Origin of the sequence: Streptomyces hydrogenans, from assembly GCF_014656075.1 — a bacterium.
GTDB classification, from domain to species: Bacteria; Actinomycetota; Actinomycetes; order Streptomycetales; family Streptomycetaceae; genus Streptomyces; species Streptomyces hydrogenans.
Genome location: NZ_BNBS01000013.1, coordinates 53,774 through 65,516, shown reverse-complemented (window position 1 = coordinate 65,516; position 11,743 = coordinate 53,774). Strand labels below are relative to the sequence as shown.

At 73.0% G+C, this 11,743-nt stretch carries 13 protein-coding genes; 7 read left to right on the top strand and 6 right to left on the bottom strand.

Annotation, left to right across the window (positions count from 1 at the left end):
- Positions 1-102 precede the first annotated feature (102 nt).
- Positions 103-750 carry a TetR/AcrR family transcriptional regulator gene (locus tag IE321_RS08560; RefSeq protein ID WP_043223419.1) on the top strand — a complete coding sequence of 216 codons (648 nt, stop codon included), beginning with the start codon at positions 103-105 and terminating at the stop codon, positions 748-750.
- 141 nt (positions 751-891) lie between these two features.
- Here the strand turns inward: IE321_RS08560 and def are convergent, their stop codons facing one another.
- Entirely contained in the window at positions 892-1,452 is a 561-nt protein-coding gene (gene def, locus IE321_RS08555; protein ID WP_190222362.1) for a peptide deformylase, read from the bottom strand.
- A 124-nt stretch (positions 1,453-1,576) separates the two neighbouring features.
- Between def and IE321_RS08550 the strand changes: the two genes are divergently transcribed.
- The 5 genes from IE321_RS08550 (at position 1,577) to IE321_RS08530 (ending at position 6,278) form a co-directional block, all read left to right on the top strand.
- Positions 1,577-2,824 carry a Mur ligase family protein gene (locus IE321_RS08550; RefSeq protein WP_043223414.1) on the top strand — a complete coding sequence of 416 codons (1,248 nt, stop codon included), beginning with the start codon at positions 1,577-1,579 and terminating at the stop codon, positions 2,822-2,824.
- Positions 2,825-2,855: 31 nt separating this feature from the next.
- Complete coding sequence (locus IE321_RS08545) at positions 2,856-3,584, top strand: type 1 glutamine amidotransferase (RefSeq protein ID WP_043223413.1); 729 nt, start codon at positions 2,856-2,858, stop codon at positions 3,582-3,584.
- A gap of 188 nt (positions 3,585-3,772) precedes the next feature.
- Complete coding sequence (locus IE321_RS08540; protein WP_043223411.1) at positions 3,773-4,801, top strand: 6-phosphofructokinase; 1,029 nt, start codon at positions 3,773-3,775, stop codon at positions 4,799-4,801.
- A gap of 128 nt (positions 4,802-4,929) precedes the next feature.
- Positions 4,930-5,880 carry a cytochrome c oxidase assembly protein gene (locus tag IE321_RS08535; protein WP_043223410.1) on the top strand — a complete coding sequence of 317 codons (951 nt, stop codon included), beginning with the start codon at positions 4,930-4,932 and terminating at the stop codon, positions 5,878-5,880.
- A 182-nt stretch (positions 5,881-6,062) separates the two neighbouring features.
- Complete coding sequence (locus IE321_RS08530) at positions 6,063-6,278, top strand: hypothetical protein (protein ID WP_043223409.1); 216 nt, start codon at positions 6,063-6,065, stop codon at positions 6,276-6,278.
- Between the two features lie 12 nt (positions 6,279-6,290).
- On the opposite strand, the gene IE321_RS08525 is transcribed toward IE321_RS08530, so the two are convergent.
- Positions 6,291-6,632 carry a PRC-barrel domain containing protein gene (locus IE321_RS08525; protein ID WP_190222361.1) on the bottom strand — a complete coding sequence of 114 codons (342 nt, stop codon included), beginning with the start codon at positions 6,630-6,632 and terminating at the stop codon, positions 6,291-6,293.
- Between the two features lie 85 nt (positions 6,633-6,717).
- Positions 6,718-7,710 carry a DUF3048 domain-containing protein gene (locus IE321_RS08520; RefSeq protein WP_190222360.1) on the bottom strand — a complete coding sequence of 331 codons (993 nt, stop codon included), beginning with the start codon at positions 7,708-7,710 and terminating at the stop codon, positions 6,718-6,720.
- A 97-nt stretch (positions 7,711-7,807) separates the two neighbouring features.
- On the opposite strand from IE321_RS08520, the gene IE321_RS08515 reads away from it, so the two are divergent.
- Positions 7,808-8,491, top strand: a complete 684-nt coding sequence (locus IE321_RS08515; RefSeq protein WP_190222359.1) for a lysophospholipid acyltransferase family protein — start codon at positions 7,808-7,810, stop codon at positions 8,489-8,491.
- Positions 8,492-8,568: 77 nt separating this feature from the next.
- Here the strand turns inward: IE321_RS08515 and IE321_RS08510 are convergent, their stop codons facing one another.
- The 3 genes from IE321_RS08510 to ureG all read right to left on the bottom strand — a co-directional run bounded on the left by IE321_RS08510 (position 8,569) and on the right by ureG (position 11,733).
- A complete protein-coding gene (locus tag IE321_RS08510; protein ID WP_190222358.1) occupies positions 8,569-10,155 on the bottom strand; it encodes an alpha/beta hydrolase in 1,587 nt (528 codons plus the stop codon).
- A gap of 139 nt (positions 10,156-10,294) precedes the next feature.
- Positions 10,295-11,041 (bottom strand): urease accessory protein UreD, encoded by a 747-nt coding sequence (locus IE321_RS08505; protein WP_190222357.1) that lies wholly within the window; start codon positions 11,039-11,041, stop codon positions 10,295-10,297.
- Positions 11,038-11,733 carry an urease accessory protein UreG gene (gene ureG / locus IE321_RS08500; protein ID WP_190222356.1) on the bottom strand — a complete coding sequence of 232 codons (696 nt, stop codon included), beginning with the start codon at positions 11,731-11,733 and terminating at the stop codon, positions 11,038-11,040. Before ureG ends, IE321_RS08505 begins: the two co-directional genes overlap by 4 nt.
- Positions 11,734-11,743: the final 10 nt, after the last annotated feature.

The following is an 11,743-nucleotide window of genomic DNA, read 5'->3' as shown; positions in this document are numbered from 1 at the left end:
GGATCGCGCGGGCGAAGCGGATCGGACCGTTCGGCACGCGGTGCCGGTCGGGTGTTACGTTGCGACAGCCTCAGGTCATCGCACGGGCGGGGAGACACGCTTATGGACATCGCACACCGGACCACCGACCAGCAGAAGCCCGCCGAGCAGCGGCGGCGCGAACTGCTGGAGGCGGCGGACCGGGTGGTGCTCCGCGACGGACCCAAGGCTTCCATGAACGCGATCGCGGCCGAGGCCGGCATCACCAAGCCGATCCTCTACCGCCACTTCGGCGACAAGGGCGGCCTCTACCGCGCCCTCGCCACCCGCCACACCGACGCCCTCCTCGCCTCGCTGCGGGCCGCGCTCGACGCCCCCGCCGACCGGCGCCGCCGGGTCGAGGCCACCCTCGACACCTACCTCGCCTCCATCGAGGCGATGCCCCAGGTCTACCGCTTCCTCATGCACCCGGCCGAGGAGTCCCACCAGGCCGAGCAGGGCTTCGACGTCGGCCGCCACTCCGCGCCGCTGCTGCGCCGCATGGGCGAGGAGCTGGGCCAGGTCATCGCCGAGCGCGTCGACCTCGGCCCGGCCGCCGACGCGCAGGCCCGGATCTGGGGCCACGGCATCGTCGGCATGATGCACGCCGCCGGCGACTGGTGGCTCGGCGAGCGCCCCTGCTCCCGCGCCGAACTCGTCCGCTCCCTCGCGGACCTCCTCTGGGGCCGCCTCGCCGAAGCCGACGACCGCCCCGGCGGCCCGGGCTTCTGACGGTTCCGGGAGAAGCCCTCCGCGCCCGGCCCGGTCCGGCCGGCACGGGTGGGGGCGGCCCCGGAGCGGGGCAGGACCTGGCGCCGGGGGCGTGGCGACTCCGGGCGGGCGCCCTCGGAGCCGTACCGGGGAAAGGGTCGGTCAGGCCTCCAGCGCGGACGCGCCCGCACCCCAGGGCCGCTTGCGGATCGCCCGGACCAGACGTGATCTCCGCCACCCCGTGACGCGCTCCGCGTAGACGCGGCCCTCCAGGTGGTCCAGCTCGTGGAGGAGGCAGCGGGCGAAGAAACCGGTGCCCTCGACGCGGACCGGGGTGCCGTCCGTGCGGACGCCCTCCACCACCGCGCGGTCGAAACGGGCGACCGGCGCCTCCAGGCCCGGCAGGGACAGACAGCCCTCGGGACCGCGGTACTCCTCGCCGTCCGCCTCCACCAGGCGCGGGTTCACCACGTGCCCCAGGTGCCGCGCCTCCTCGTCGTCCGGGCAGTCGTAGACGAAGACCCGCAGCCCCACGCCCACCTGGTTGGCGGCGAGGCCGACGCCGTGCGCCGCGTACATGGTGGCGAACATGGACTCCACCAGACCGTCGAGTTCGGGGCCGAACTCGGTGACGGGGGCGCAGGGCGCGTGCAGCACGGGGTCGCCGAGCAGGGTCATCGTCCGGACGATGCCGGAGCTGCCGGGGATGGGGCGGTTTCGCATGGCCGTAAGGGTACGGTCCGCCGTGACCTCCTCATTTCATACGGTCGGCACGGTGCCGTGGTTCGGGCTCCTGGCCGGTTCTCGATAGGCTGAGCCCCGACCGACGCAAGGAGGATCAAGGACGATGTCAGGACACCCCGGTAATCCAGAGCCGCTGTCGCCGCGCGCCAAGCTGGCCGTGACCGCGGGCAAGGCAGCCGCCGCGGTGTCGCGGGCGGCCGGTCGCGGCAGTGGATCGGTGATCGGCGGCCGGGTGGCGCTCAAGCTCGACCCCGACCTGCTGGGACGGCTCGCGCAGCACCTGGACGTCGTCCTCGTGTCCGCCACCAACGGCAAGACCACCACGACCCGGCTGATCGCCGAGGCACTGCGGGCCAGCGGCCCGGTGGTCTCCAACGCCCTCGGCGCCAACATGCCCGCGGGCATCACCTCCGCCCTCGCCGGCGGCAGTGACGCCAAGTACGGCGTGATCGAGGTCGACGAGAAGTACCTCGCCGGCGTCGCCCGCGACACCACCCCCAAGGCCATCGCGCTGCTCAACCTCTCCCGCGACCAGCTCGACCGCGCCGCCGAGACGCGGATGCTCGCCGAGAAGTGGCGCGAGGGGCTCAACGGCTCCAAGGCCGTCGTGATCGCCAACGCCGACGACCCGCTGATCGTGTGGGCCGCCTCCTCCTCGCCCAACGTGGTGTGGGTCGCGGTCGGCCAGGAGTGGAAGGACGACGCCTGGTCGTGCCCCTCCTGCGGCGGCGTCCTCCAGCGCCCCGGCGACGACTGGTTCTGCGGCGAGTGCGGCTTCCGCCGCCCCGCCCCGAGCTGGGCGCTCAGCGGCGACCACGTGCTCGACCCGCACGGCTCGGCCTGGCCGATCCGGCTCCAGCTGCCCGGCCGCGCCAACAAGGCGAACGCCGCCACCTCGGCCGCCGTCGCCGCCGTCTTCGGCGTCCCGCCGCAGGTCGCCCTGGAGCGCATGTACCAGGTCCAGGCCGTGGCCGGCCGGTACGACGTGGTCACCTTCCAGGACCGGCAGCTGCGGCTGCTGCTCGCCAAGAACCCGGCGGGCTGGCTGGAGACCTTCTCCCTCATCGACCAGCCGCCGACGCCCGTCATCCTCTCCGTCAACGCGCGCGGAGCCGACGGCACCGACACCTCCTGGCTGTGGGACGTCGACTACGGCCGGCTCGCCGGCCACCCGATCATGGTGATCGGCGACCGCCGGCTGGACCTCGCGGTCCGCCTGGAGGTCGCGGGCGTCGACTTCCGCGTCTGCGAGACGCTCGACGAGGCCGTCGCCATGGCCCCGCCCGGGCAGATCGAGCTGATCGCGAACTACACCGCGTTCCAGGACGTCCGCCGCCGTGTGGGCAACTGACCCCGCCCCGACTCGCAGAAGGACTCGCGACATGAGTGACAGCAGCCTGCGTGTGGTCTGGGTCTACCCGGACCTGCTCAGCACCTACGGCGACCAGGGCAACGTCCTCGTCGTGGAGCGCCGCGCCCGCCAGCGCGGCCTCAGCGTCGAGCGCGTCGACGTCCGCAGCGACCAGCCCGTCCCCACCTCCGGCGACATCTACCTGGTCGGCGGCGGCGAGGACCGGCCGCAGCGGCTCGCGGCCGAGCGGCTGCGCCGCGACGGCGGCCTCTCCCGGGCCGCCTCCAACGGCGCGATCATCTTCTCGGTCTGCGCCGGCTACCAGATCCTGGGCCACGAGTTCGTCAACGACCTCGGCGCGCGCGAGCCGGGCCTCGGCCTGCTCGACGTGACCACGGTCCGCGGCGAGGGCGCCCGCTGCGTCGGCGACGTGCTCGCCGACATCGACCCGCACCTGGGCCTCCCCCAGCTGACCGGGTTCGAGAACCACCAGGGCGTCACCCACCTCGGCCCGACGGCCCGCCCCTTCGCGCGGACCGTCTTCGGCAACGGCAACGGCACCGGCGACGGCACCGAGGGCGCGTACAACGACACCGTCTTCGGCACCTACATGCACGGTCCCGTGATGGCCCGCAACCCGCAGATCGCGGACCTGATGCTGAAGCTGGCCCTCGACGTGAACGCGCTGCCGCCGACCGACGACCGGTGGTACGAGGCGCTGCGCGCCGAGCGCATCGCGGCCGCCTCGCAGCCCGCCTGACGAACCATCAGGACGCCTGCGAAGGCGCACGTCTGAGCGGGTTACCGCACATTGGATTCGTAAGCAAATACGGTGTCCAATCTGCGGACATCCGGTTCGGCCCCGCCACCCGGCAACGATAGGGTGGCGGGGATCCAGCCGGACGACGTGGTCCGGGAGTCGGCCCACGTTGCAAAGGTTTTTGGGCTATGCGCATTGGTGTGCTCACCTCCGGCGGAGACTGCCCCGGTCTGAACGCCGTCATCCGTTCCGTCGTGCACCGGGCCGTCGTCGACCACGGGGACGAGGTCATCGGCTTCCACGACGGGTGGAAGGGCCTCCTGGAGTGCGACTACCGGAAGCTCGACCTCGACGCGGTGGGCGGCATCCTCGCCCGCGGCGGCACCATCCTCGGCTCCTCCCGCGTCCAGCCCGCCCACCTCGTGGACGGTGTGGAGCGCGCCCGGGGCCACGTCGCCGACCTCGGCCTCGACGCGATCATCCCGATCGGCGGCGAAGGCACCCTCAAGGCCGCCCACCTCCTCTCCGAGGCCGGCCTGCCCATCGTCGGCGTCCCGAAGACCATCGACAACGACATCGCGTCGACCGACGTCACCTTCGGCTTCGACACCGCCGTCACCGTGGCCACCGAGGCCCTCGACCGGCTCAAGACCACCGCCGAGTCCCACCAGCGCGTCCTCGTCGTCGAGGTCATGGGCCGTCACACCGGCTGGATAGCCCTGCACTCGGGCATGGCCGCCGGCGCCCACGCCGTCGTCGTCCCCGAGCGGCCCTTCGACATCGACGAGCTGACCGCCCGCGTCGGTGCCCGCTTCGAGGACGGCAAGCGCTTCGCCATCGTCGTCGTCGCCGAGGGCGCGAAGCCGCTGGAGGGCTCCTCCATGGACTTCAAGACCGCCGGCACCGACATCTACGGCCACGAGCGCTTCACCGGCGTCGCCAACCAGCTCTCCGTCGAGCTGGAGCGCCGGCTCGGCAAGGAGGCCCGCCCGGTCATCCTCGGCCACGTCCAGCGCGGCGGCACCCCCACCGCCTACGACCGCGTCCTCGCCACCCGCTTCGGCTGGCACGCGGTCGAGGCGGCGCACCGCGGCGAGTTCGGCATGCTGACCTCGCTGCGCGGCACCGACATCGTGATGGTGCCGCTCGGCCAGGCCGTCGAGACCCTGAAGACGGTCCCCGCGGACCGCTACGCCGAGGCCGAGTGCGTGCTCTGAGCACCCGCCGGGCCCGCCGTGCCCCGACACCCGCCCCCGGTCGCGAACGCGGCCGGGGGCGGTTCTAGTCTGGTGCGGACAACAAGCGCGAAACGGGCTCGGCGCGCAATGGGCTCCAGGAGTAAGCGATGGATCACAGCGGGCACGGCATGACCACGGATCTGCCGCCGTTCACGCTGGGGCGGGGCCTGGAGTTCTCTCCCGACCTGTTCTTCCTCTTCGGGTGCCTCGCGGCGCTCGGCCTGTACGGGTGGGGGGTCGTCCGGCTGCGGCGCCGCGGTGACGCCTGGCCGGTCGCCAGGACCGTGCTCTTCACCGTCGGCGTGCTCACCATCGCCCTCGTGATGTGCACCAAGCTGAACGACTACGGCATGGTCATGTTCAGCGTGCACATGGTGCAGCACATGGTGATCTCCATGGTCTCGCCCATCCTGCTGCTGCTCGGCGCGCCGGTGACGCTGGCCCTGCGGGCCCTGCCGGTGGCCGGCCGCGGCTCCCTCGGTCCGCGCGAGCTGCTCCTCAAGCTGCTGCACAGCCGGTACATGCGGATCATCACGCACCCGGTCTTCACCATCAGCATGTTCATCGCCAGCCTCTACGGCCTCTACTTCACCTCGCTCTTCGACACCCTGATGGCGTCGAAGCCGGGACACATCGCAATGATGGTCCACTTCCTCGCGGTGGGCCTGGTCTTCTTCTGGCCGATCATGGGCGTGGACCCGGGCCCGCACCGGCCCGGATACGTGATGCGGATGCTGGAGCTGTTCGCCGGCATGCCGTTCCACGCCTTCTTCGGCATCGCGATGATGATGGCGACCCAGCCGATGGTGGAGGCGTACAAGAACCCGCCGGCCTCGCTCGGCATCGACGCGCTCGCCGACCAGAACGCAGCGGGCGGCATCGCCTGGGCGTTCAGCGAGATCCCGTCCGTGCTGGTGCTGATCGCGCTGGTCTACCAGTGGTACCACTCCGAGCAGCGCCAGGCGGTCCGCAAGGACCGGCAGGCGGACCGGGACGGCGACAAGGAACTCGCGGAGTACAACGCCTACCTCGCGTCGCTGCAGGCGCGCGGACGCTGAGCGTCGCGCGATCCGTGCGCGGGAGCCCCCGGGACCTGGTGGTCCCGGGGACTCCGTGCTGTCCGGCGCACGCCGGGAGCGTCCGGGGAGTAGCGCGCGCCCCCGGTGGGGAGTCACGATGGGAGGGAGGCTTCCCGGGCCCCGGTCGGGGTCCGGCGCGGGCCCCGGAGGAGGGCGGGCGGATGTCCGGTTCCACGAAGGCGATGACGATCGTCACCTGCGCCGTCCTGGTGCTGATCACCGCGTACACGGTGGCGCTCGGCAGCAGCGGCTGGCTCTGGTTCGGCTGGATCGTGCTCGGGGTGGCGACGATCGGCATGGCGGCGGCGGACAGCACCGAGGCGCTCACGACGCCGCGCCGGCCCCGCGCGGGCGGGACGGGCCCGACACCGCGCTGATCGAGGGCTCCCTCACATGTGCCGGTTCGCGTAGTACTGCTCGACGAGCCGGATGAAGGTGACGTCGTGCTCGTTCTGCCCGGACTCGAAGTCCGGCGACCCGCGGACGTGCTCCTTGGTGCAGGTGACGTGCACGGTCTCGTTCTGCCGGTCGACGAGGCCGGCGGGCAGGACGACCTTGTGGCCGAGGATCCACGGCCCGGTGTCCACGACGAGGTAGGAACGGCCGACGTCCTCCGTGTGCCGGTCGACCTTCCCGATCCCTCCGTCGGTGGCCTCCACCGCGTATCCGATCAGGGTGTCGCCCGGCACGTGGCCGGAGGACTCCGCGTAGCCCCACAGGTCGGCGCTCATGGCGTGCCTCCTCCCCGGGAGTGACTGCTGTCTCCCGCCCCTACCCGGGTCCGGTGTGATCATCCGCCGCGCCCGGAGGGGGTCCTCAGCGCGGTGCGAGGACGATCCAGACCTGTCCGGGGGCGAAGGCGAGGGGGCTGCCGTCGGGGGTGGTGAAGGTGGTGCCGCCGGCCGGGTCCGGGCGGGACCAGCGGGCCTCGTACGCCCGCCCGTCGCGCAGCACGGTCGCGGTGCCGGAGCCGGTGGTCTCGGTGTACGGGGAGACGGCGCCGTTCACGTCGTGGAAGGCGGAGGACCGGATCGTCACGCGCTGCACGACGACGGTGGCGGGGACGAGCGGGCCGCTGTCGGTGCTGGTCGCGCCGCGTCCGTCGATCGCGACGCGCCAGCCGTGCCCGGCGGCGGACCAGGTGAAGGTGTAGCGGGCGGCCGGGAAGCGGACGGTCTCCGCGGTGGTCGCGGTGCCGCCGGCGGGCGCGGGGCCGAAGCGCAGTCCGATCGGCCGCGCGTCCGAGGCGTCGGGGGCGGCGGCGAGGGCGCGCGCGGGGCGCACGTAGAGGTTGTGCGGGGCGGGGCGGTCCGGGGAGCGACGGAAGGCGCCGGGTGCGGTGGACTCGCTGACCAGGTCGAGGGGCGCGGATTCGAGGAGCGGGTTCAGGGCGCGCTGGGCGCCGGAGTAGGCGAGCGCGGGGTGGCCGAAGGGGCGCAGCAGGGAGATGTCGGACTCGCGGGCGCTGCGGACGGGGCCGACGCTGTCGGGGAGACGGGAGGAGTAGACGGCGAGGAGGCGGGTGACGCCGCCCTCGACCTGTTCGACGTAGACGAGGTCGGCGGCGCCGAGGCCGGTGTGGGGGCGGGCGGCCGCCACGTTGTCGATCTTGACGGCGAGGACGGGGCCGGTGCGGGCGGGCAGTCCGGTGAACGGGGAGACGCCGCTCGGGGCGCTGGTGGGCGTACGCGTCGGCGGCGGGTCCGTCGGGCCCGATCCTGTGCAACCGTACAATCCGGCCGCGGTCACCGCGCACAGCAGCGCGGTGAGCACGCGCCGGGGACCCCGGGGTCGGTGCGCGCCTGGCATCTCGGCCTCCCGGGTGAGAGTCGGGCCACTCCCACCAGTGGACCACGGGCGGCCGGGGCGTTACAACGGGCGTGACGGACGACGAACGGGGGTTCCGGTGTTCTACCGGCTGCTGAAGTACGTACTGCTCGGACCGCTGCTGAAACTGCTGTTCCGGCCGAGGGTGGAGGGGATCGAGCACATCCCCGAGGAGGGCGCGGCGATCGTCGCGGGCAACCACCTCTCCTTCTCGGACCACTTCCTGATGCCGGTGGTGCTCGACCGGCGGATCACCTTCCTGGCCAAACAGGAGTACTTCACCGGGCCGGGGCTGAGGGGGCGGCTGACCGCCGCGTTCTTCCGGGCGGCCGGGCAGATCCCGGTGGACCGCTCGGGCAAGGAGGCGGGGCGGGCGGCGATCCGCGAGGGCCTCGGGGTGCTGGCGAAGGACGAGCTGCTCGGCATCTACCCGGAGGGCACGCGCTCGCACGACGGGCGGCTGTACAAGGGCAAGGTCGGGGTGGCGGTGATGGCGCTGACGGCCGGGGTGAAGGTGGTGCCGTGCGCGATGGTCGGCACCTTCGAGATCCAGCCGCCGGGGCGGGTGGTGCCGCGGATCCGGCGGGTGACGATCCGTTTCGGGGAGCCGCTGGACTTCTCGCGCTTCGCGGGTTCGGCGGACGAACGGACGGTGGTCCGGGCGGTCACGGACGAGATCATGTACGCGATCATGCGGCTGTCGGGCCAGGAGTACGTGGACGAGTACGCGGCCGTGGTGAAGGCGGCGGCGACCGACGGGTGAGCGGAGGCACGGCGGAGGGGCGGTCGCCGGGCGACCGCCCCTCCTGACGTCGGCCCCCGGTCGGGGACCGACGGGTGTTACGGCTGCGGCGCGGCGTGCGGGGCGCAGGTCTGGTCCGTGGCGTCCACCTTGCCGGTCAGCAGGTACGTCTCGACCTTGGGGTTGAGGCACGGGTTGACCAGGTTGGTGATGCCGTGCGAGCCGGCGTCCTTCTCCGTGATCAGGCGCGAGCCCTTGAACCGCTTGTGCAGTTCCACAGCACCCTCGTACGGCGTGGCGGCGTCGCGCTCGGACTGGGTGATGAGCACGGGCGGCAGGCCCTTGCCCGTCTTCACCTGCACGGGCTTCTGGCTCGGCGCCTTCCAGGTGGCGCAGGGCAGGTTCATCCAGGCGTTCGCCCAGGTCATGAACGGGTACTGCTCGTGGAGGCGGGAGTTGTCCCGGTCCCACTTCTTCCAGCTGGTCGGCCACGGGGCGTCCGCGCACTCGACCGCCGTGTAGACGGCGTTGCCGTTCTCCGAGGCGATGTTGCCGGCGGTGTCGGTGAGGTCGGCCGCGGCGTTGTCGATCAGCGGCTGCGGGTCGCCGGCGGCGTACGCGCTCCACGCCTCGGCCACGGGGGCCCACATGGAGTCGTAGTACGGGGCGTTCTGGAAGAAGCCGATCAGCTCGGCCGGTCCGACCTTGCCGCCGAGGGGCGCCTTCTTGGCGGCGGCGCGCAGGGTCTCCCACTGCTGCCGGACCTCCGCCAGGGTGTCCCCGAGGTGGTAGGTGGCGTCGTTCCGCGCGACCCAGGTCATCCAGTCGGTGAGCCGGCCCTCGAAGGCGATGTCCTGGCCGAGGTTGGCCTCGTACCAGATCGACCGGGTCGACGGGTTGACGACGCTGTCCAGCACCATCCGCCGGACGTGGTCCGGGAAGAGGGTGCCGTAGACGGCGCCGAGGTAGGTGCCGTACGAGACGCCGACGAAGTTGAGCTTCTTCTCGCCGAGGGCGGCGCGGACGACGTCGAGGTCGCGCGCGGTGTTCGGCGTCGTCATGTACGGGAGCATGTCGCCGCTCTTCTCGGCGCAGCCCGCGGCGTACTCGGCGGCGAGCTTGCGCTGCGCCCGCTTGTCGGCCTCGCTGTCCGGGACCGGGTCGGGCTTGGGGCCCTTGACGAACTCGGTCGGGTCGACGCAGGAGATCGGCGCGGACTTGCCGACGCCGCGCGGGTCGAAGCCGACGAAGTCGTAGGCCTTGGCGGCGTTCGCCCAGATCTTGTTGTTCGTGGTGACGCGGCGCGGGAAGCGCAGGCCGGAACCGCCGGGGCCGCCGGGGTTGTAGAGGAGCGCGCCCTGGCGCTCGGCCGGGGTGCCGGTGGCGGCGATCCGGTCGACGGCGATCTTGATCTTCTTGCCGTACGGCTTGGCGTAGTCGACGGGCACGGTGACCCAGCCGCACTGGATCGGCTGCTCCAGGCCCCAGTCGGCGGGACAGTCCTGCCAGTCGATGCCGGCGCGGGCGGCCTGGGCCGCGGCGACCGCGACCCCGTACGCCTCGGCGTCCCGGCCGTGGCGCGCGCCGCTGTCGGCGCTGGCCATCGGAGCCGCGAGCGCGCCCGCGACGAGTGTGCCGGCGATGAGCGTTCCGGCGGAGCCGAGCACTGCCGTGCGTCGTCTCACAGGTCCTCCCCCTGTAGGTGGTCGTCTGTTCGGGCGATCCTTTCGTCAGGGAGGCCACGGCGTCAGTGCGAACACACGTTTCTTTGCCGAACCCATAACCGGATCCGGGTGTCCGCTGAGCGGTACACCCGGATCCGCCTCATACGTCGGCGAGTTCGGTGAGCGCCGCGTCGAGGATCCGGCTCAGGGCGAGCGCGTCGGGGGCGACGGCGGTGACGAGGGCGGCGGGACCGGCGAGCGGGGTGAGCGCCCCGTGCTCGCCGAGCGGGCGCGCCGCCACCGGTTCCTCCTCGAAGGCCGGGTCGACGACCAGGAGCTGGCCGGTGGCCCGGTGACCGGCCAGGACGGCGCCGCCGTCCCAGCCGCCCGGGGCGCCCGGGCCGTACGCGAGTTCCTGGTCGAGCAGCGGACGGCCGGCGCGGCGGACGGTGAGCCGGGAGAAGAGCGTGCCGGGCGGCTCGCCGTGCCGGCCGAGGACCTGCTCCTCCCGCAGCACCAGTCGCGCGGTGGCGTCGAGGTCGACGTCCGTCCGCACCCGGAGGTCGGAGCCGTGGGCGCTGACGAGCTGTTCGGGCAACCAGTGCAGCGCGGCGTACGCGCCGACGCGGAGCCGGAGTTCGTACGCGGCCGGGTGCGGGACGCGGCCGGGCAGGGCCAGCGTGGCGGCAGCCGAGTCGACCCGCAGCCTGGCCCCGTCCCGTACCTCGGTCTCGATCGCGAGCCGGTCGCCACCGAGCGGCGCGCTCATCGCGCCGACCACCGTCACCCGCGTCCAGCCGGGTGCGGCGGCGCGGGTACGGCGCGGGGCGAGCGGACCGTCGCTCTCCAGGACCGGCAGGGAGCCGTCGGCCGCGGCGGCGATCCGGGCGGTGGCGCGCAGGCTCATGCGGTGGGCGCGGGCAGCGCCGTCCAGGCGGCGAGCCGCTCGCGCACCCAGTCGGCGACCGGGCCGACGCCCTCCGCCGAGCGCAGCGAGGTGAACGCGACGGGCAGGTCGCCGCGCTGCTCGGCCGCGTCGCGGGCCATCCGGCCGAGGTCGGAGCCGACGTACGGGGCGAGGTCGGTCTTGTTGACGACGAGGAGGTCGGCCGTGGTGACGCCGGGGCCGCCCTTGCGGGGGATGTCGTCGCCGCCGGCGACGTCGATGACGAAGATCTGCGCGTCGACGAGGCCCCGGGAGAAGGTGGCGGTGAGGTTGTCGCCGCCGGACTCCACGAGGATCAGGTCGAGGGGCCCGACGGTGTCCTCCAGTTCCTCGACCGCTTCGAGGTTGGCGGAGATGTCGTCGCGGATCGCGGTGTGCGGGCAGGCGCCGGTCTCGACCGCCTGGATGCGCTCCGGCGGCAGCACCGCCTCGCGGAGCAGGAACTCGGCGTCCTCGCGGGTGTAGATGTCGTTGGTGACGACGGCGAGGGAGAGCGTGTCGCGCAGGTGTCGGCAGAGCGCGGCGACGGTGGCCGTCTTGCCGGAGCCCACGGGGCCGCCGAGCCCGATGCGCAGGGCGCGCCGGGTGCCGTCGGGCCGGTGGGCGTCGGCGGAGACGGAGCCGTGGTGGGTGTGGCCGTGGTCGAGGTGCATGGGGCTACTC